General features: G+C 58.4%; 18 protein-coding genes. 12 read left to right on the top strand and 6 right to left on the bottom strand.

Going from position 1 to position 20,716, the window contains the following annotated elements:
* The first annotated feature begins 9 nt into the window (after window positions 1–9).
* Window positions 10–204 carry a hypothetical protein gene (locus QP990_RS00505; protein ID WP_200288575.1) on the top strand — a complete coding sequence of 65 codons (195 nt, stop codon included), beginning with the start codon at window positions 10–12 and terminating at the stop codon, window positions 202–204.
* On the opposite strand, the gene QP990_RS00500 is transcribed toward QP990_RS00505, so the two are convergent.
* Genes QP990_RS00500 through QP990_RS00490 form a run of 3 tightly spaced genes read right to left on the bottom strand, consistent with a single transcriptional unit; the run spans window position 201 to window position 3,168 of the window.
* The gene (locus QP990_RS00500; protein ID WP_239208684.1) at window positions 201–1,484 is read right to left on the bottom strand and encodes a sulfate adenylyltransferase subunit 1; all 1,284 of its coding nucleotides are present in this window, start codon (window positions 1,482–1,484) and stop codon (window positions 201–203) included. The genes QP990_RS00505 and QP990_RS00500 overlap by 4 nt on opposite strands.
* Window positions 1,484–2,383 carry a sulfate adenylyltransferase subunit CysD gene (gene cysD / locus QP990_RS00495; protein WP_086588811.1) on the bottom strand — a complete coding sequence of 300 codons (900 nt, stop codon included), beginning with the start codon at window positions 2,381–2,383 and terminating at the stop codon, window positions 1,484–1,486. The genes QP990_RS00500 and cysD overlap by 1 nt, the downstream gene beginning before the upstream one ends.
* Window positions 2,383–3,168: a phosphoadenylyl-sulfate reductase gene (locus QP990_RS00490; RefSeq protein WP_200288572.1), complete on the bottom strand. Its 786-nt coding sequence runs from the start codon at window positions 3,166–3,168 to the stop codon at window positions 2,383–2,385. Before QP990_RS00490 ends, cysD begins: the two co-directional genes overlap by 1 nt.
* A 173-nt stretch (window positions 3,169–3,341) precedes the next feature.
* On the opposite strand from QP990_RS00490, the gene QP990_RS00485 reads away from it, so the two are divergent.
* The 3 genes from QP990_RS00485 to QP990_RS00475 all read left to right on the top strand — a co-directional run bounded on the left by QP990_RS00485 (window position 3,342) and on the right by QP990_RS00475 (window position 7,526).
* Complete coding sequence (locus tag QP990_RS00485) at window positions 3,342–3,761, top strand: methylenetetrahydrofolate--tRNA-(uracil-5-)-methyltransferase (protein WP_239208686.1); 420 nt, start codon at window positions 3,342–3,344, stop codon at window positions 3,759–3,761.
* A gap of 85 nt (window positions 3,762–3,846) precedes the next feature.
* A complete protein-coding gene (locus tag QP990_RS00480; RefSeq protein ID WP_239208688.1) occupies window positions 3,847–5,589 on the top strand; it encodes an ABC transporter ATP-binding protein in 1,743 nt (580 codons plus the stop codon).
* Window positions 5,589–7,526: an ABC transporter ATP-binding protein gene (locus QP990_RS00475; protein ID WP_284698435.1), complete on the top strand. Its 1,938-nt coding sequence runs from the start codon at window positions 5,589–5,591 to the stop codon at window positions 7,524–7,526. Before QP990_RS00480 ends, QP990_RS00475 begins: the two co-directional genes overlap by 1 nt.
* A gap of 18 nt (window positions 7,527–7,544) precedes the next feature.
* Here the strand turns inward: QP990_RS00475 and QP990_RS00470 are convergent, their stop codons facing one another.
* From QP990_RS00470 to QP990_RS00460, 3 genes are read right to left on the bottom strand one after another with little or no spacing between them, the layout of a single operon-like run.
* Window positions 7,545–8,111, bottom strand: a complete 567-nt coding sequence (locus tag QP990_RS00470; RefSeq protein ID WP_238801341.1) for a hypothetical protein — start codon at window positions 8,109–8,111, stop codon at window positions 7,545–7,547.
* Between the two features lie 59 nt (window positions 8,112–8,170).
* Entirely contained in the window at window positions 8,171–8,938 is a 768-nt protein-coding gene (locus QP990_RS00465) for a DUF6114 domain-containing protein (protein WP_200288568.1), read from the bottom strand.
* Window positions 8,928–9,506: a DUF6230 family protein gene (locus QP990_RS00460; protein ID WP_200288567.1), complete on the bottom strand. Its 579-nt coding sequence runs from the start codon at window positions 9,504–9,506 to the stop codon at window positions 8,928–8,930. Before QP990_RS00460 ends, QP990_RS00465 begins: the two co-directional genes overlap by 11 nt.
* Window positions 9,507–9,915: 409 nt before the next feature.
* On the opposite strand from QP990_RS00460, the gene QP990_RS00455 reads away from it, so the two are divergent.
* The 8 genes from QP990_RS00455 (at window position 9,916) to QP990_RS00420 (ending at window position 20,712) form a co-directional block, all read left to right on the top strand.
* On the top strand, window positions 9,916–10,992 hold the full coding sequence (locus tag QP990_RS00455) for an oxygenase MpaB family protein (RefSeq protein WP_200288566.1): 1,077 nt from the start codon (window positions 9,916–9,918) through the stop codon (window positions 10,990–10,992).
* 78 nt (window positions 10,993–11,070) lie between these two features.
* Entirely contained in the window at window positions 11,071–12,657 is a 1,587-nt protein-coding gene (locus QP990_RS00450; protein WP_284797956.1) for a succinic semialdehyde dehydrogenase, read from the top strand.
* 166 nt (window positions 12,658–12,823) lie between these two features.
* Window positions 12,824–13,630 (top strand): NAD(P)-binding protein, encoded by an 807-nt coding sequence (locus tag QP990_RS00445; protein WP_200288564.1) that lies wholly within the window; start codon window positions 12,824–12,826, stop codon window positions 13,628–13,630.
* Window positions 13,630–14,529: an oxygenase MpaB family protein gene (locus tag QP990_RS00440; RefSeq protein ID WP_200288563.1), complete on the top strand. Its 900-nt coding sequence runs from the start codon at window positions 13,630–13,632 to the stop codon at window positions 14,527–14,529. Before QP990_RS00445 ends, QP990_RS00440 begins: the two co-directional genes overlap by 1 nt.
* Before the next feature lie 106 nt (window positions 14,530–14,635).
* Window positions 14,636–17,419: a (Fe-S)-binding protein gene (locus QP990_RS00435; protein WP_239227008.1), complete on the top strand. Its 2,784-nt coding sequence runs from the start codon at window positions 14,636–14,638 to the stop codon at window positions 17,417–17,419.
* 34 nt (window positions 17,420–17,453) lie between these two features.
* The gene (locus QP990_RS00430) at window positions 17,454–18,728 is read left to right on the top strand and encodes a cation:proton antiporter (RefSeq protein ID WP_023020035.1); all 1,275 of its coding nucleotides are present in this window, start codon (window positions 17,454–17,456) and stop codon (window positions 18,726–18,728) included.
* A 96-nt stretch (window positions 18,729–18,824) separates the two neighbouring features.
* Complete coding sequence (locus QP990_RS00425) at window positions 18,825–19,427, top strand: DUF1707 domain-containing protein (RefSeq protein WP_034656035.1); 603 nt, start codon at window positions 18,825–18,827, stop codon at window positions 19,425–19,427.
* Window positions 19,428–19,482: 55 nt separating this feature from the next.
* The gene (locus QP990_RS00420) at window positions 19,483–20,712 is read left to right on the top strand and encodes a pyridoxal phosphate-dependent aminotransferase (protein ID WP_023020037.1); all 1,230 of its coding nucleotides are present in this window, start codon (window positions 19,483–19,485) and stop codon (window positions 20,710–20,712) included.
* Window positions 20,713–20,716 lie beyond the last annotated feature (4 nt).

Here is a 20,716-nt window from a genome sequence, read left to right as displayed (position 1 = left end):
GAGATAGTAATGAGCGAGAAGACGTTTCAGCAGAAGTTCGGAGCTTTCGCTCTGGTGGCGGCGGTTGTCCTGCTGAGCGTGAACTTAACCGTAGTAGGGCCTACGGTGTTCGGTATCTCCACGCCGCTACTGCTCGGAGTCACGGGCATCATTATGATGCGCGGTGACAGAAGTGAGAGCAGCAGCGGCACGAAGAACAACTAGCGCAGGCGGTGGCCCACGAATCCGGCGGCGAGGGTGTTGCCGGAAGATTGGTCGATGAGCAGGAAGTTGCCCACCGCGCCGCGGGCGGCGTAGTCCTCGACGGGGAGCTCGGCTTGGGTCTGGATGGTGATGTGGGCGATGTCGTTCATAGCGACGGACTCGGGGTTCTCAACATCGGAAACGCCATCGAGGTCCAGGGTGCGAGTGATGGCGGCGATGCGGGCTTTGACCAGGGAGGATCCGTAGCGCAGCTTGAGCATCTGTCCGGGCTTGATGTCCTTTTCGGTCAGGCCAACGACTGTGGCATCGAATTCGCGGGTGGCCGCGGGGCGTTGGGACCCGGCGATGAGATCGCCGCGGGCGAGATCGATGTCGTCGGCAAGCAGGAGCGTCACGGAGTCGCCGGTGGTGGCGGAGTCGGCGGGGCCGTCGGCAGTGTCAATCTGGGTGACGGTGCTGGTGCGGCCTTCGGGAAGGCCAACCTCATCGCCCACGGAGATGGAGCCTGCCTTCACGCGGCCGGCGTAGCCGCGGTAATCGGAGGCGTGCTCGCGGATGACGTACTGAATGGGGAAACGGAAGTCCAGCTCATCGGCGCGGCCAGTGGCCACGGGGACGGTCTCGAGCACCTCGAGGACAGTCGGTCCGGTGTACCAGGGCATATTAGAGGAACGCTCGACCACGTTATCGCCCTTGAGCGCGGAAATCGGCACCACGGTGGTATCGGTGATGTCTAAGCGCGCGGCGATCTGGTTGAACTCGGACTCAATATCGCGAAAGACCTGCTCGTCATAGTCCACGAGGTCAATCTTGTTCACCGCGAGGACCACGTGGCGCACACCAAGGAGGGCGGCGACGTTGAGGTGGCGGCGGGTTTGTTCGACGACGCCATGGCGGGCGTCGATAAGAAGCACCACTACCTGGGAGGTAGACATGCCGGTGACCGTATTGCGGGTGTACTGCACGTGCCCCGGGGTATCGGCGAGGATGAAGGTGCGCTTATCCGTGGCGAAGTAGCGATAAGCCACGTCGATGGTAATGCCCTGCTCGCGCTCGGCACGCAGGCCGTCGACAAGCAAAGAGAGGTCCATGCCGTCGAAGCCGCGGTCGGTGGAGGTGCGCTCCATGGACTCCACCTGGTCTGCAAGCACGGACTTGGTGTCATAGAGCAGGCGGCCGACGAAGGTGGACTTGCCGTCATCAACGGAGCCGGCGGTGCACAGGCGCAGGGTATCGCGCTGCTTGAGGGCGCCGACATTCGGCGCGAGGGTGGTGGTCATCAGAAGTAGCCTTCCTTCTTGCGGTCCTCCATAGCGGACTCGGAGAGTTTGTCATCGGCGCGGGTGGCACCGCGCTCGGAGAGGGTGGAAATGGAAATCTCCGCGAGCACCTCATCCGGCGTCGATGCCGTGGATTCCACGGCACCGGTGCAGGACATATCGCCCACGGTGCGGTAGCGCACGGTGCGGGTTTCTAGCTCCTCGCCCTCGGCCGGGCCACCCCATTCACCAGGGGCTAGCCACATGCCATTGCGCTTGAATACCTCGCGCTCGTGGGAGTAGTAGATGGAGGGCAGCTCCAGTTCGCGGGCGCCGATGTATTCCCAAATATCGGACTCGGTCCAGTTGGAAATGGGGAAGACGCGGACGTTTTCGCCGGCCATCTTGCCGCCGTTGTACAGGTCCCAGAGCTCGGGGCGCTGGCGGCGGGGGTCCCAGCCGCCGAAGGAATCACGGATGGAGAAGATGCGCTCCTTGGCGCGGGCGCGCTCCTCATCGCGGCGGGCGCCACCGCATACGGCGTCATACTCGCGCTCGGCGATGGTCTCTACCAACGGCACCGACTGCAGCGGGTTGCGGGTGCCATCGGGGCGCTCCTGCAGGTCACCGCGGTCGATCCAATCCTGGACGCGGGCGACGTGCAGGCGGGCACCGGATTCTTCCACGAGGCGGTCGCGGAAGTCGATGACCTCGGGGAAGTTATGCCCGGTATCGACGTGGAGGAGCTCGAACGGAACCGTGGCCGGAGCGAAGGCGCGGCGGGCCAGCTCGAAGACAACGACGGAGTCCTTGCCTCCCGAAAAAAGGATGCCTACCTTGTCGAATTGGCCGGCCACCTCACGCAGGATGTGAATGGACTCGTTTTCAAGGTCTTTGAGGTGTGGGGAAAGTGTGCTCATTATTCGTGTAACCCGCATTCTGTCTTGCCGTCTGCAAATACGCGCCCGGATCGGGCATCTTCGCCTTCGCCAACTGGGAAGGTCAGCGGGGCGCAGCCGATGGAGCGGTATCCCTGCAGGGTGAGTGGGTGGATGATGAGGTCGTTGTCCTCGATATAGCGGTCCGTATCGTCTAAATCCCAGGTGATGATGGGCGATATCTTCAATCGTCCGGTGCGATCCAAGCTCAGCGCCGGGGCGGTGGCGCGGTGCTCGGAATCGGCGCGGCGCAGGCCGGTAACCCAGCCGGCATACGGGTCCATCGCCATATTTAGCGGTTCCACCTTGCGCATGCGGTTATAGGCCGCGGTATCGCGGGCATACAGGCGCGGGCCGTAGACCTCGTCTTGTTCTTCTGGGCTCAATAGCGGCAGCACCCGCACTAGGGGCAGGTCCCGGTAGCGCTTTTCTACCTCATCGGCCACCTGGAGGGTTTCCGGGAAGTGCCAGCCAGTATCGATGAAAAGCAGATCCGCATCGAGCCCGGCGCGGTGGGCGAGCTCGGCCAAGACCGTATTTTCCATGGACATGGTCACCGCAAGGCGGCCGGGAGCGTGCTCGGCGGCCCATTCGGTGATGGTTTCGGCAGAGGCATCGTGCAGCTTATCCGCCCACTGGTCTACCAATTGCTGGTTGCGCGCGGCTACCTCGGCGTCCAGCGGCGCGGTATCCCGCGTGCCTTCCGGGGAGATGCTGGGGTCACGGTAGTTCTTGCCACCGTCCAGCAGGTTCGTTGTTGGGTTCATGCCGTCACACATTAGGCAAAACCCCAAGGCGGTGCAGGAGATTATGCGCGAAAAGCCGCTGAGCTTGGCGGGAGCTGCGAATAAAAAGTTTCCAATCCGTACCAAGCGGACTAGATTTACAGACAAGACAGTCTATTGCGGGGTGTCCACGCCCCACACAAGGAGGCACTTCCATGCAGCGTATAGCCATCATCGGGGAAGGACCGGCCGCCCTATCCACCGCCGAAAAGCTTATCAGCGCTGGCATGTGTGTGGACCTCATTACTCAACGTACCGCACCATTCGGTCTACTTCGACGCTTTGCCGGCCTCGCAGGCGTGCTTGCCGACGCCGTCTCAGGATCCCACTGCGGCCCCGGCACCACTCCCCGGCTCCGCCTGATAGGAAACGTGCATGTAGGCGCCGACGGCGATATCACCCATAACGAGATCCACCGCCTGGCCTCTTCTGGCGACCGCGAACTGCTCCTGCTAGAGCTCAAGGCCCGGGGCATCGCCGTTACCACTTGGGAAGGGCTGTGCGCTCCCCTCGAAAACTTCGAGGATTGGCACAGCGTCATCACCCGCGCGCAGCTGGCGCATGTGGGAATTTAAGCCCCGCCCAGCCCTAGCGCCGCCGCGCAAAGCAGATATAAACTTGCACAGCTAGATAGCTTCAGTATGAAAGAGTCGCAAGTTTATGGATTTGCTTCGCATCCTTTGGACACGGTCCGCGCCGTATGCACCATATGTCATAGCGGTTCTAGTGTTTCAGGCTCTATCCACGGCCGCCACGCTGTACCTCCCATCGCTAAATGCCAAGATCATTGATGAAGGTGTGTCTCAGGGCGATGTGGACTTCATCTGGCGCACCGGCGGCATCATGCTGGCCGTAGCCTTTGCCCAAGTCATCACCGCCATCGGCGCAGTTTGGTGCGGCAGTCGCACCGCTATGGGGGTGGGCCGGGATGTGCGCAGCCAAGTCTTTCGCCACGTTAATTCCCTGTCCACTGAGGACATGAGCCGTTTTGGCACACCTACGCTTATTACCCGCGGCACCAATGACGTCCAACAGGTGCAAATGGTCTACATGATGATGCTGAACTTCATGGTGACCGCACCCATCATGTCCATCGGCGGCATCATCATGGCCGTGCGCGAAGACGCCGGGCTGTCCTGGCTGGTGTGGGTGTCCGTGGCGGTATTGCTCGGCACGATTTCCGTCATCATTGCCCGCCTCATGCCACTCTTTCGCTCCATGCAAGACAAGCTGGACGCCATCAATGGCACGCTGCGCGAGCAAATTACCGGCATTCGCGTGGTGCGCGCCTTCGTGCGTGAGGCTTATGAAACCGAGCGCTTCACCGAGGAAAATAAGAACATTACCCGCCTATCCTTGAACATCGGCCGGCTTTTCGTGGTGATGTTTCCGCTCATTACGGTGATCCTCAACGTGGCCACGGGCGCGGTGCTGTGGTTTGGCGGTCACCGCGTGGATGACGGCCTAGTCAATGTCGGCTCGCTAACCGCATTCTTGCAGTACTTACTGCAGATTCTCGCTGCGGTAATGATGGGAACATTCATGGCTATGATGCTTCCGCGCGCTATCATTTGCGCCCGCCGCATCACTGAGGTTCTCAACCATGAGCCGTCCATTACCCCACCGGAGTCCACCACAACACCGGCGACGTCCGCCGGCACAGTGGAATTCCGCAATGTCAGCTTTTCTTATAGCGGCGCAGAGGCACCGGTGCTAGAGGATATTTCCTTTACCGCCCAGCCCGGCACCACGACGGCCATCATCGGTTCGACCGGCGCGGGCAAGACCACCCTCATTTCCCTTATCCCGCGCCTTTATGTCCCAACCGAGGGCCAAGTGCTTATCGACGCCACCCCTACCACCTCCCTGGCCCGCCAGGACATCGTCCAGCGCGTGTCCATCGTTCCACAAAAGGCCTACCTATTTAGCGGCACGGTGGCCTCCAACCTGCGTCTTGGTCGCCCAGAAGCTACCGATGAGGAGCTCTGGGAGGCGCTGCGCGTAGCCCAGGCTGATTTCGTGGAGGACCTAGACATGCCTATCGCTCAAGGTGGCACCAATGTCTCCGGCGGCCAACGCCAACGCCTATCCATCGCGCGCATGCTGGTCGCCCGCCCGCTGGTCTATCTCTTCGACGATTCCTTCTCTGCCCTTGATGTGGCTACCGATGCCAAGGTGCGCGCCGCAATGCAGGCTTCCTTCGCACAGCGTGAGCAACCGGTGACCAGCATAATCGTCGCCCAGCGCGTGGCCTCTATCCGCTATGCCGACCAAATCCTGGTACTCGATGCCGGACGCATTGTTGACCGTGGCACGCACGAAGAACTTCTCGATCGCTGCGCGGTGTACCAAGAAATTGTTGATTCCCAAGAAACCGCCGCTGCTGCAGGAGGCGAGAACTAATGGCTGAAAATACCGCCTCCACCGCCGAGCCCACGGATAACGCTCCTGACGTCATGGGGGAATCTGCACCCCGCCAAGCCAAGAATTTTTGGCCCTCCATCAAACGCCTCTTTTCCTTGCTTGCTCCATTTAAGCGCAGCCTATGGGCCGTGGCAGCTATGAATGTTGTCTGCATTTTCTTAGCCGTTGTGGCTCCAAAAATCATGGGCAAGGCCATGGACGTCATCTTCGCCGGAGTTATTTCCCGTAACCTTCCCACCGATATAACCGCCCAACAAGCCATCGATGGCATGCGCGCTCAAGGACAGGACCGCTTCGCGGACATGGCTTCCGCCATGGATTTCATCCCTGGCGAAGGCATTAACTTTAACCGCTTGGGCACGCTCATCATCACCGTAATCGCGATGTACATCGTCTCTTCCGGCTTCCAATGGTGGCAGGGCGCCATTCTCAACAAGGTGAGCATGGATACCGTATTTGACCTGCGTGAGCGGGTAGAGGCCAAGATTAATGCGCTGCCGTTGAATTACTTTGATTCCCAGCAGCGCGGCGATATCCTCTCACGCACCACCAATGACATCGACAACGTGCAGCAGGCACTGCAGCAAGCACTCTCGCAGCTGTTTTATGACGCTCTGTTGGTCATCGGCATCACCATCATGATGTTTAGCGTTTCTTGGCAGCTCGCGCTGGTTGCTCTCCTAGCTCTGCCGCTTACCGCCCTAGTCATCGGGGTCATCGGCGGCCGCTCACAGCGCCAATTCAAAACGCAATGGCGCTCTACCGGCCAGCTCAATGGCCAGGTAGAAGAATCCTTCTCCGGCCATGACCTTGCCATCGTCTTCGGCCGCACAGAAGCTATGACGGAGGAATTTGATAAGCGCAACGAAGAGCTTTACCGCTCCGCGGCAAAAGCACAATTCCTCTCCGGCAGCATGATGCCAATCATGCAGTTCCTGTCCTATCTGTCCTACGTTGCCATCGCGGTCTTGGGTGGCCTGCGCGTGGCTAATGGCCACATGACTTTGGGCGCAGCCACTGCTTTCATCCAGTATTCTCGCGAGTTCAACCAGCCGCTGGGCCAGCTTGGTGGCATGATGCAGCAGGTCCAATCCGGCGTGGCCTCGGCCGAACGCGTCTTTGAGCTTCTCGACGCCGAAGAACAATCCCCCGACACCACCGACGAGGACCTCCCCGGCCGCGCTCGCGGACTCGTTGAGTTCCAAGACGTTGATTTCTCCTACTCGGAGGATAAAGAACTCATCACCGGCCTCAACCTGCGCGTGGAGCCCGGCCAGACCGCGGCCATTGTCGGCCCCACCGGAGCCGGCAAAACAACCTTGGTCAACCTGCTGATGCGCTTTTATGAATTAGACGGCGGTCAGATTCTCATTGACGGGCACGATATCGCCCGCATGCCCCGCCAGACGCTGCGCTCCCAGGTGGGCATGGTGCTCCAGGACGCCGTGCTTTTCAAAGGGTCGATCATGGACAACATTCGCTACGGCCGCTTGGACGCGACGGATGAGGAAGTCATCGCCGCAGCTAAAGCGACTTATGTGGACCGCTTCGTCCACGCGCTGCCCGAGGGCTACGACACCATTATCGATCAAGACGGCGGCGCCATCTCGGCCGGCGAGCGCCAGCTCATCACCATTGCCCGCGCGTTTTTGGCCCAGCCCGCGCTGCTCATTCTCGACGAAGCCACCTCTTCGGTCGATACCCGCACTGAGGTACTCGTCCAAGAAGCGATGAACGCACTGCGCGCAGATCGCACCTCCTTCGTCATCGCCCACCGCTTGTCTACTATTCGCGATGCCGATCTCATCCTCGTCATGGAAAACGGCACCATCGTCGAACAGGGCTCGCACGATGATCTCCTTGAAACCCAGGGCGCCTATTGGTGCCTGCACCAATCGCAGTTCAATAAGGCTTAAAGGGAAGCTGCAGCGTGGTTACTGCACGTTGAGCTGGACCTGCGGGGCGTGCAAATTAGCGCCCTGCAGGTTGACCAGCTCCATGGTGACATCTTGTAGCGAAATGTGCTCCATCAAAACGTTGGGGATAGGAGCATCGGGCACCACGTGCGGGTCGGGAACGCCCAATTGATCAAGCACCGCGTTGAGATCGCCGTTGGATAAATCGACGTTTACCGGAATGGTGGGGTGATCCACCACCGCGGGCGTTGTCTGTAGTCCAGTGGTCAGGACGGTGACCGGCCCGTCCGTGACGGTGGTTTCCACGTCACCAGTGGTTAGCTTGCCTTGCCCCACAGCCGCGGGCAGGGTCAACGCGAGGTTTCGCGCGGCCAACTTGTCACCTACGAGTTTCAGTGCTCGTTGTTCACCCTGTGCGGTAGGCACAGTAATAAGCGAGGCGCTTACGTTTCCAGTCAGGGTGACATTATCAGCAGTCACCGTGCTGAGTTCAGATTGCGCTAAGGCCAAGCCTTCCTGCGCACGGGTTTCCTCAGGTTGGTTCACCGCACACACCGCGGTAAAAGCGCAGAGCACTGCGAGCACACTACCTTTTACCACACGAGCGGAGCGACGACGCGGTAGTGAGCTCAGCCTGAATAGCTTCATACTGAACCCGCCAGCTCTTTGGCCTGGGATTTTTTCTTCTTCTTGTGCTTCTTTGGAGACTTCTGGCGATCCTGTGGCTGCCAAGCAAATGAGAGCGCACCACCGATAATGCCCAAAAGGCTGCCGATCACGAAGCCGCCCAGGTTCGTGGTGGGAAGCGCGATGATCGCCACCAAGATGGCTAAAACACCCAGGTAAGACGAGGTCTCCTGCCGAAACCAAGCTCCAAGGCCGAACATGATAAGTGCCGCACCAATAAGGAGCGTCGAAACGCCCGACACCGTGGAAATCATGACCAACAGATCAGAAATGCGCACAGTAATATAGGCCGGCGCTGCGATGGCGATGCCGGACAAGATAAGCAACAATCCACCCGCGAACGGACGACGCTTACGCCAGTGTTTAAACCGCTTCCACCAGCTCTCTTTAGGAGCCACTCGGGTTACGGCTTTGTCATTTTTGTTATTCGCTGCGGAGTCCTGCGATTCACCAGCGCTTTTAACCGCATCCGCTACCGACTGCGATGCGTTGTCTCCATCGCTTTCCGCCGCGGCCGTGGCTTCAGCGCCAGCCTTAGCGGTGTCGTCGGCCTTCGTCTCCGCAGCACTAGCGTGATCAGTGCCAGTGGCGGCCTCGCCAGCGGTTTTCTCGGCCGGCTCATGGGTGGAATCTTGGGCGCTGCGTGCAGCTTCGCCGTTATCGGCACCGGTTTCGTTCACCGCAGGCATGCGCAAAGTCTCATCATCAGAAGACTTAGCAGCCATTGTTGTTGCTTCCCCTCTTCACCGTCACATTCACACCAGAGGCAGCGAGCCTTTCTGCTCCCACCGAGGTCGTACGAATATCGTCCGCGCTCAGGGTCACCTTCTGCGCGTACAATCCCCACGAACCTGGATCTGCCTTGTCATTAACCTGGCTGGCGTCAACACCCACGTTGGCATTCGTCAGATCCAGCTGACCCTTAATATCGGTAGCACCAACCAAGAGATTCTCTACCTCCACACTGTCATCACCATTCGCACGGAGGGCGAAGGTGGTCTCGCCAATGCCTGGGACATCAGGAAGATTGGCGGACAGGCACAAATTGGAAGCCACGGCGTGCTCAAACTTCAAGCGCGCGGCGGGGATGGTTTCTTCTCCCATCTTGTCCCTATCAACGAAGATCGACAATCCTTCGCCCTCTAGGTGGCTCATGTTCACCTTAAAGAAGGTTCCTGAAAGTGCGATATTAGCGGTCAAGCCACCTTGGGCTACCGCAAAACCTGTTACACCAAAAGCTGCAAGCCCGGCAGCCAGTGCGGTTGCAAACTTTGGAATACTAATCCTGCCCATGAAGGAACCTTTCTGTGGAATTGAAAAGGCGGGGTAGCTGCCTGTTTTAGCGGCGTCCCCCGTCTACGGTGAATTTTCAGCCCACTCTTTACCGCGGCAAGAGATATACAAGCCCACGATGAGAAATAGACTTACGCAATCCACTGATAAAATGAGCTTGAACACACGTTAGCACTACCTGAGACACGTCACACAAAAAGGGGTGCAATTAAATACGCCCGCAACGGTGTAGCCCAGATCATGTGTTTAAAGAAGATTATCGCACTCCTGCCATTGTCAACTTCCAATCCCCCACTAAACCTGCAGCACACAACACTGTACCCCCAAATTTGTGCTCCATGTAATAAGTGTGCACCGGTGTGTGTTACGCTTCACAACCATCAGATTTTATCGACTACGGAGGGTCGAATTGTCCAACTCACTGAAACCCGAAAATGCACAGGCAAACGAAGAAAATACCCACATTGATTCCACTCAGTCCGGTGCGGAAGAAGTAAACGCTCAGGACAAGAAGGAAGAAAAGCGCGAGCTGCGCCGCGCTCCTTTGGGCCCGGATTCCCTGTTGTGGAAGTGGGGCTCGGATAACCGCCTGCAGCTATTGCGCGGCTACACCGGCATTTTGCAGAATATGCACCCAGCGATTGGTCAATCCCTTTTGGACCACTCGAAGTTCTTCGACGAGCCTTTCGCTCGCCTGCAGCGCTCTACGCCGCAGATTATTGAGTCCATCTACGATGATGGGGACATCGGTGAGCGCATCCGCGACTACCACGTCACCATTAAGGGCACGCTGCAAAATGGCGAGCGTTACCACTCCCTGAACCCGGAGACTTACTACTGGGCACACGCTACCTTCGTCTACCGCGTTATCTACGCCCAGGAACTCTTCGGTACCCCGTTCACCAAGGAAGAGCGCGACCAAATCGTTCGCGAGGGCGTGACTTGGTGGGATAAGTACGGCATGTCTGAGCGTCCGGTCATCGATAACTACGATGACTTGATCAAGTACATGGATGACATGGCAGACACCGTGCTCGAGCGCAACCAGACCGTTGACTTCGCACTGCGCACCGCACGCGTAGAGCCGGTCAAAGCTCCGGAAGGCGTTCCAGAGGCAGTATGGAAGGTTATCTGGAAGCCCATTATGCGCAGCGCCATCTGGTTGACTGTGGCTACCCTGCCGCAGAAGTACCGCGACATCCTGGATCTGAAGTGGACCAAGCGCGACCAGAAGCGCTTCGACCGCATCGCTAAGTCCGTTCGCTTCATCATGGACCACCTCCCTGAGGACAAGCGCTACATGGAGCCGGGTCGTTCCTTGATGATCAAGAACGGCATGATCGAGGGCAAGTACAAGGAGCCGAAGAAGATCCAAGGCTACAACGCCGCCCAGGCTAAGGACTCTGCTGCCACCGCGGAATCTACCGACAAGCCGGATTCCGATGATGCAGTAGCCGCACGCCGTGCAGCCGGCTGCCCGTTCTAAAACACACCGGCTTCCCAATTGTTCGTGAGCTTTTTAGCTCACGAACCTTTTCATTGATCTTTCTGGAGCGTGCATTACATGTCTTTACCACGCCGTCTACAAGAACGGCCCTTGCCACAGCAATTACTAACTGAGCTACAACATCTCACCACTAACTACTCCACCGGCTCGCTGGATAAAGGCGAACGCAAAGCGGTCCACTCCCCCTTATTTGAAGAAGAATTAGGCTGGGTTGGAGTAGGTTCCGAAGAAGACGTAGATGAGGCTTTCCGCCGTTCGCGTCAGACCCAAAAGGCCTGGGCCGATACCGACGTTAAGCAGCGCGTAAAGGTAATGAAGCGCTTCCACCACCTCGTGGCTAAACACCGCGAGCTGTTGGCGGACTTCATCCAATTGGAAACCGGCAAGGACCGCACGGCCGCCTTTGATGAGGTACTCGATGTACTAAATAACGCGCGTTATTACTCAAATAATGCGCCAAAGCTACTGGCCACTCAGAAGCAGCCGGGCGCATTTCCGCTCATCACCAAAACTCACTTGCAGCGAGTTCCTAAGGGTGTTGTGGGGCAAATCAGCCCATGGAACTACCCATTAGCACTGGGCATTTCCGATGCCGTTGCGGCACTACTTGCCGGCAATGGCGTTGTGGCCAAGCCCGATGGATCCACCCCGTTTTCTAACCTGATTTCCCTCTACCTCTTGAGGGAAGCAGGACTGCCGAAGGATTTGCTGCAGATCGTTACCGGCTCCGGTCGAGTCGTCGGCTCCGCTATCTCCGAACGCTGCGATTACCTGATGTTTACCGGTTCCACCAAGACCGGCAAGATTTTGGGTACCACTGTAGGCGAGCGCCTCGTTGGATATTCCGCAGAACTGGGCGGCAAGAACCCTATGATCATCGCGCCGGATGCGGACATCGACAAGCATATTGACACCATCGCTACCGCTTGCTTTTCCAATTCGGGCCAGCTGTGCGTGTCGATTGAACGCATCTACGTACCCGATGCCATCTTCGATCAATTCATTAACGCATTCCGCCGGGCAACCGAGTCCATCAAACTTGGTTCCGGTTTGAACTGGGACTACACGATGGGTTCACTCATCGGCCAAAACCAATTAGATGTGGTGCAGCACTTTGTCGACGATGCGGTGGATAAGGGTGCCACCGTTATTACTGGCGGCAAGCCCCGCCCGGATATTGGCCCCTATCACTTTGAACCCACGGTTCTCACTGATTTGGGTGAAGGCGCCGAGCTTGCAGAGCAAGAGGTCTTTAGCCCTGTGGTGTACGTGCAACGCGTGCGCGATGTCGAAGAGGCCATCGAGCAGGCAAATAAATTGCCCTACGGCCTGAACTCCTCTGTATTCGGCCAACCCGAGACCGCGCAGGGCATCGCTGAGAAAATCGATGCAGGCAGCGTGACCATCAATGACGGCTACGCCTCCACATGGGCCTCGATTTCCACCCCGTTGGGTGGCGTCAAGGAGTCCGGTGTTGGCCGCCGTCATGGCCACGAGGGTCTGACCAAATATACAGAAGCGAAGAATATCTCCTCGCAAAGGATCATGCCGATGCGCGGGCCAAGCTGGCTTCCCAATAAGTACTACGGCACTTTGCTGAGCTCCGCATTGCGCTTAGGAAAGGCCTTGCGCTTCCTCCCCTGAGTACTGCGCAGCATAAGCAGCCACCTTTTAAATTCAGTAACTCACTTCACATTCAAAGGGTATGTGTGTACGATCACAACATACTCAGAAATGTGTTCTGCTGAATGCATAAATTGCACAACACACAGCGGCCAGTAAGCGCCCTGTGAAACTCGAAAGGAACAGTATGTTCAAGCCATACCGCCGACCGACTGTCGCAGTGGTTGGTGCCGGAGTAGCCGGATGCGCCGCAGCTTCTGAATGCGCATTCTCTGGATTCGACACCGTTCTTTTTGAACAAGAACCACACATCGGCGGTCACTTCAATTCCGCTGAAGCCACTGAGGTTTCCCGGAAGTACCACTTCCGTACCCCGTACCTCCGTCTCACCAAAACTGATGGCTCGCCAGCTTCTGTAATACGCCACCTTGAAGAGGCTGTTGCTGCCAGTGGCGCCGAGTTCCGCGGTTCCACCGCCGTTACTGGTGCCGAGTTCGACCGAGCAGAAGGCAAATGGGAAATCTCCTACCTCGGTGATTCCGGTCAGGAAACCCAAGCTTTCGATGTGTTGATTCGCGCCACCGGCGAGGAATCCCCGTGGATTTCCGTACCGGGACGGTCAAAGGCCAGCGTCGATGACATGTACCTCCACCACGGTGTAGAGGTATTTGGGCTGCCTAATGCCCTCTTTGTTGACGGCCCCACCCCGCGCGACTCTTACCTCAAGCGTCGCCCACTAGCTGTCATCGAAGCCCGCGCCGATCACTGCCGCCGCTACGTCCGCCAGCTCGAAATTCGTGGACCAGGCGAACTAACCGTCAAGCACGATAAATGGTTGGTTCAGCCCGGCACTGTACGCGGAATCCGCGAAGTGCTCGCAGGGTTCGATGCACCGGCCCATGATTTCAAGCGAGCATCCAACTACGCCCCTGAGTCCGCCTCGTCCGAACGCCAGAAACATCAAAAGTCCGCTACTGCCCTTAAGGAGGCGTAATGACTACTCTGAGCAATCCTGAAAGCACTGTAAACGACAAGCACACCCAGACTGCAGATAACAACACCGATAACCTGCCTGAGCTGGGTCCGGATTCCATCCTGTGGCAGCGCTTTGGTGACTGGCGCTCCGCATTCGTCGCACTGTCTGCTGGTCTTTTGCAGATTGCCCAGCGTGACATCAGCCGGTCTCTAGTGCAGCACTCCAACGTTTTCGATAACGAGGTTGCGCGCTTGGTTCGCTCCGCCTTCCCGATCATCCGCACGATCTACGAAGGCCCAGAAGTTGGCGTCATGATTCGTGACTTCCACAAGGACATCAAGGGCACCCACCCAGATGGAAGCCGCTACCACCCGCTGAACCCGGATGTTTACTACTGGGCACACGCCACCTTCGCTGCTATGCCGTACCAGCTGGCCGGCAACTTCATGGATCCTCTGACCCCAGAGGAGCGCGAGCAGCTCTTCCAGGAGACCCGTACCTGGTACACCTTCTACGGGGTTGCAGAGCCCGACGATGCGCCCAAGACGTACGCTGAATTTGAAGAGTACGTGGACAACATGATCGAAAACCTCGATATCAGCGAGACCATCGAGCGCTCCCGCATCATCAACGGCCTTACCCTCGACACCCCAGATCCCAAGGTGCCCAACTGGCTGTGGAAGCCCGTTGCACCTTACGCATCCCGCCTGCTGTTGTGGGTTGCAATCGGCATGATTCCAGACAAGCTGCGCAACAAGATTGGCTGGGAGTGGACCAAGAAGGATGAGCGCAAGCTCAAGATCTTCTCCCGCGCCGTCCGTGGCGTCTTCTCCATCCTCCCGCGTAAGGCACGCATGGTTCCTATTGCTACCCGCGCCTTTGAGAAGGCGGAAGCTGAAGGCGGCTTCCACTACTAAGGCCTTTATCCCTTCACTCATAGTTACTGAATACTGACTCCCATGATTGCGCCTTGAGGCCTTAAGGTAGATAACAACGTGGAGCATCAGTAGTGAAGGAGCACGAATGACAACCGTGTCCGGTTGGATCGCTATAGCCACATCGATTCCGGTGTGGCTATACTTTTTCGCCCGCATAGGCGCGCTCATTAAGTTCATCCGCTCGGGCGGACCAACCCAACTAGAGCGCACCAACAGCCCCGTAAAGCGCGTCGGGCGCGTGCTGGCAGAGGTCTTTGGCCACTCCCATTTCAAGGGAAAACCTCTGGTCAATGCCGCCCACTGGCTGGTGATGGTGGGCTTCCTTTTCGGCATCCTGGTGTGGTTCGAGGCCTATATCCAAACCTTCGCACCGAATAAGGGCTGGCCGTGGCTCAGCCACTGGCCGGTCTACCACTTTGTGGAAGAAGTCTTGGGCATCGCGACGGTGCTCGGCATTGGCTTCCTCATCGGTGTGCGCCTCAAGCTCGGCGATACCGAGCGTGGCAGCCGCTTCTTCAACTCCCAGACCGCCTCCGCACGCTGGGTAGAGTTCATCGTCTTTTCCGAGGGCCTCGGCATGATCTTGGTGAAGTCCACCAAGATCGCCACCTACGGCGGCGGTTCCGCCTGGGCGGATTTCTTGAGTATCCACTTGGCCAAGCTCTTCCCCGAGTCACCGGCCCTGGTGAGCTTCTTCGCCCTGTTCAAGCTGCTGTCCGGCATGCTGTTTATCGTCTTTATCTCCCGCAATTTCCAGTGGGGCGTCATGTGGCACCGCTTCACCAGCTTTTTCAATATTTTCTTCCAACGCAATGCCACCGGTGAAAAGGCACTGCAGTCCTTGCCCACCCCGGATTTGGAAGAGGACATCACACCAGGCAGCTGGAAGATGCTGCTGGATTCCACTTCATGTACCGAGTGTGGTCGCTGCCAGGAGCTATGCCCAGCCTGGAATACCGAGAAGCCACTGAGCCCCAAAAAGCTCATGATGGACCTGCGCCAGGGAGCGCTGGATAACTACAACCCGCACGAGGGCTTGGATGTACTGTCCATGGCCGGCGTTATCGATGATGATGTGCTGTGGTCTTGTACCAACTGTGGTGCGTGCGTGGATCAGTGTCCTACCGATATTGAGCACATCGACCACATCGCAGACCTGCGCCGCTTCAAGGTGCTCGCTGAATCTGACTTCCCATCTGAGCTCACCGGCCTATTCAAGAACATGGAAAACAAGGGCAACCCGTGGGGCCGGAATAATTCTGAGCGCCGCGCCTGGATCGATGAGGCCCGCGCCGATGGCATCGACGTGCCCATCATCGGTGAGGACGAGGCCGATTTCTCCGATATGGAATACCTGCTCTGGGTGGGCTGCGCCGGCGCCTATGATGACGACGGCCGCCGCACCACCCGTGCGGTCGTAGACCTGCTGCATACCGCGGGCGTGAAGTTTGGTGTCCTCTCCACCGGCGAGACCTGTACGGGCGATCCTGCCCGCCGCGCTGGCAACGAGTTCCTTTTCCAGATGATGGCGCAGCAAAACGTGGAGACCCTCAACAACGCCTTCGACGGCGTACCGGAGGGCCAGCGCAAGATCATCACCACTTGCCCGCACTGCTTTAACACCATCCGCAACGAGTACCCAGACTTTGACGGGCATTTCGACGTCTTCCACCACACCCAGCTGCTCAACCGCCTGGTACGCGAAAGCCTGCTCAAGCCGGTGCCGCGTACGCCGGAAAACCGCAAGCCGATTACCTACCACGACCCTTGCTTCCTCGGCCGCCACAACAAGGTCTTCGATCCCCCACGCGAGCTGCTCGAGGCCACCGGCGTGGAACTGCGCGAGATGGACAAGAACCGCGACGAGGCCTTCTGCTGTGGCGCCGGCGGTGCCCGCATGTTCATGGAAGAAAAGCTTGGCACCCGCATCAATGACTTCCGCACCGAACAGGCTTTGGAAACCGGCGCGGAAGAAATTGCCACCGGCTGCCCCTTCTGTAATGTCATGATGACCGGCGGCGTGAAGTCCTTGGCGCAGGATTCTGCCCCCACCACCAAGGTCAATGACGTGGCAGTTATGCTGCGCAATTCCATTTCCCTCGACAAGACCGGCACCCTGCCTGAGCCCCACCCCAAGGCCTTCCTTGCCACTCCGGTGCGCCACCAGAAGTCCACCGGCACCAATGATGCCCCGCTTGCCGACGCCCCCACTTCCGACGCTCCTAACGCTCCCGCCCCCTCCGCCTCGGCCCCGGCAGCTCCCAGCGCACCCGCGGCACCAAGCGCGCCCGCCGCCCCTGCGGCACCGGCTGCGCCTGCGCCAAGTGCACCTTCTACTCCATCAGCGCCAACGCCTCCAGCTGCACCGCAAACTCCCCAAGCACCGGCAGCTCCCGCAGCACCGACCGCGCCTACCCCACCGAGTGTCCCGGCAGCACCTGCACCACAAGCACCAGCCGCTCCAACACCACCAAGCGCTCCAACGCCGCCGAACGCACCCGCAGCGCCCGCGGCACCTGCTGCGCCTGCACCAAGTGCACCTTCTGCTCCATCAGCACCGACAACGCCAGCTGCACCGCAAGCTCCCCAAGCACCGGCAACTCCCGCAGCACCGACCGCGCCTACCCCACCGAGTGCCCCAGCAGCACCTGCACCGAAAGCACCAGCCGCTCCAACACCGCCGAACGCACCCGCGGCACCGGCAGCTCCAAGCGCACCGGCTGCGCCTGCACCAAGTGCACCTTCTGCTCCGTCGGCACCGACGCCACCTGCAGCCCCGAAGCCCACACAAGCTGCGCCGCCGGCTCCGCCTGCAGCTCCGGCACCGCCGGCGTCGGAAAGCGCGCCACAGCCGCCTGAATCTGAGTAGGCGCGCAGGGGCATGGGTGCGTACGCTGTAGTCCATGCATTTTAATGCGGGACTCCCCACCGATGCCCTACTGCTAGCAGCAGGCGCGACCGAAAATACACACTCCCTCGTCTCCTTCGCTTGGATCATGGCCGCGGCCCTGCTGGCGCCGCTGGTCTCCTATATGTTGGGCCACCGTCTTCCATCGGTAGCCCTCTTGCTGATTTTCGGCATGATTATTGGCCCTTCGGTGCTTGAACTAGCCGCCGAGGACGAAGGCATCGAGATGCTCAAGGAGCTCGGCGTGGGAGCGTTATTTCTCCTCGCGGGCTTTGAAATTCAAATCTCCACCCTCAAAACAAAGGAAGCCGGAACGGCGTTATCCACTTGGGCAATCTGTGCCCTCGCCTGTGGAGTGGGCGCCTACTTCCTAGTAGATAACGTGCCAGGAGCCATCGTGGTCGCCTTGGCACTGACCTCAACGGCGCTGGGCACGCTCACGCCGATGCTGAAGCAGGACCGCATTCTGGGCACCAAGGTGGGCAACTCTGTGATGATTCACGGTGCCATTGGTGAGGTCGCCCCCATTACCGCAATGGCACTATTGCTGGGTACTCGTTCCACGCTGACGACGATGATCATTTTGTTGTTCTTCATCATCATCGCCGTTGCCGTCGCCATCATGCCGGCGGCTATCGCATCAACGATCCCTTGGGTAAAGACCGCTTTTATCTCTGGTGCGGGCTCAACCAACCAAACGATTCTGCGTCTTATCATCCTTATTCTGGCCATTCTTATGGCCGTTACCGCAGTCTTTGAACTCGATATTGTGCTCGGTGCTTTTGCTGCCGGCATCATTTTGAACCGTATTATCCCGGATGAATTCCACCGCCGCCTAGAACACCGCCTCGATGTGGTGTTTTATTCGATGCTTATTCCGGTCTTCTTTGTGGTCTCTGGCATGAGCATTAGCTGGGATACCATCGCTCATAATCCGTGGAAGGTACTGGGCATTCCGGCTCTCATCTTAGTGACGCGTGGCCTGCCCGTCTTCTTGCGCGAAAATGTTGGGCATACCGGATCTGATATTGAAACCTTCCGCGAGCGCCTCCAAGTAGGTTTGTATTCCGCTACCGGTCTGCCAATCATCGTGGCGGTAACGTCCCTGGCGGTCAATTCCGGAATCATGGAGGCCGAGAATGCCTCGATCTTCGTCTCCGGTGGAGCGCTTACCGTCGCCATCTTCCCATTCTTGGCCAGCCTGGTGGGCGGAAACCAGCAAGAAAAGAAGGACGAGAAGACCCCTGACGCTGAATCCAAGGAACTATAGGCTGCGTTCGCTGAGAGCACGTCCCTGGAAGGGCAGAATTTTCCTAGACTGGAAAACGTGAGTAATAACTTTGGTTCTTCCCCTGTCAATCGGACTCTGCGCCTGTCCGATTCCGAGCGCAACGATGCCATCAATGACCTCGCCCGCGCCGTGGGTGAAGGCCGGTTAACCATGGAGGAGTTCGAGGACCGCTCGGACGATGTCATGCGCGCCAGCACCCACCAAGACCTCGTGCCCGTCTTCCAAGACATTCCGGCGCGTGGTTCCCACGAGGTCAAGATCTATTCTCGGGGAGAAGTCACGCGCGCCCATAATGCAGGCAAGAAACCGAAGTTTGCGACTGCTCTCTCCGGCTCTGTGGTGCTTGCAGTAGCAAGCCCCACGCTGATCTTCTTGAGCGCTACCATGAGCAACCCATGGCTACTGTTAGGTGGCGTCACGGCAGCCGCACTCATCCCTATCCTGTGGATCATGCTCTACGTCGCCAAGGTCGGCCCCTCCTCGTGGCACGCCCCATCCGTGCGCCAGGTTGAGCGGCAGCAGCTGCGCGAGATTCGCGCTCTCACGGCGCATGAGCGCGCGCAGCAAAAAATGATCGAGGAAAAGATGTGGGCCGATCGCCGTATGCAAGCTGGCGAAATTACCGGCCAAGCCATGGATCTGGCCAAGCGGAAGTTCAGCGAGTGGAGTAAAAAATAGTCATCGCCGGTGTTGAAGCATTTTGTGCAGCTGTGAATCGTGGCACAATATTCCCATGACTTCTCCCAAACACCGCATCTTTGACCAATCCGACAAACTCAAGGGCGTCGCGTATGACATCCGCGGCGAGGTCTCTGCGGAAGCGGAACGCATGGAGCTCGATGGTCACACCATCTTGAAACTCAACACCGGTAACCCGGCCGTCTTCGGCTTCGAAGCACCCGATGTCATCATGCGCGATATGATCGCCGCCCTGCCTACTTCCCAGGGCTATTCCACCTCCAAAGGAATCATTCCTGCCCGTCGATCCATCGTTACCCGCTACGAGCTGGAGGATTTCCCACCCTTCGATATCAACGATGTCTTCTTGGGCAATGGCGTCTCCGAGCTCATCAGCATGACCACTCAAGCGCTGCTTAATAACGGCGATGAGGTTCTCATCCCGGCACCGGATTATCCATTGTGGACCGCTGCTACGTCCCTGGCAGGTGGCACCCCAGTGCATTACCTGTGTGATGAGGAGGATGATTGGAATCCATCCATCGAGGACATCGAGTCCAAGATTACGGATAAGACCAAAGCCATCGTGGTCATTAACCCGAATAACCCAACGGGTGCGGTCTACTCGCGCGAAGTACTGCAGAAGATTGTCAGCATCGCCCGCGAGCATAACCTGCTCATCTTGGCCGATGAGATCTATGACCGCATTCTTTATGACGGCGCGCAGCACATCTCCATCGCTTCCCTAGCCCCTGACCTACTCACCATCACATTTAACGGTCTCTCCAAGGCCTACCGCGTGTGCGGCTACCGCGCCGGCTGGATGGTACTTACCGGCCCTAAGCACCACGCCCGTGGCTTCATCGAAGGCCTTGAGCTTCTGGCCGGAACTCGCCTGTGCCCGAACGTACCGGCGCAGCACGCTATCCAGGTGGCGCTGGGTGGCCGGCAGTCCATCTTTGAGCTCACCGGTACCGGCGGGCGTCTTTTACGCCAGCGCAATATCGCCTACGAGAAGCTCAATGAGATTCCCGGCGTTTCCGCGGTAAAACCCATGGGCTCGCTCTACCTCTTCCCGCGCCTGGATCCGAATGTGTATGAAATCCATGATGATGCCAAGCTCATGCTGGATATTTTGAAGGCGGAAAAGATCCTCATGGTTCAGGGAACCGGCTTCAACTGGCCGAACCCAGATCACTTCCGCGTAGTCACGCTGCCGTGGGCATCCCAGATCGAAAACGCCATTGAGCGCCTTGGCAACTTCCTGGTGAGCTATAAGCAGTAGCTTT

It is taken from the genome of Corynebacterium sp. MSK071, assembly GCF_030232125.1.
GTDB lineage: Bacteria > Actinomycetota > Actinomycetes > Mycobacteriales > Mycobacteriaceae > Corynebacterium > Corynebacterium kefirresidentii.
This window is presented reverse-complemented; position numbering and strand designations above follow the sequence as displayed.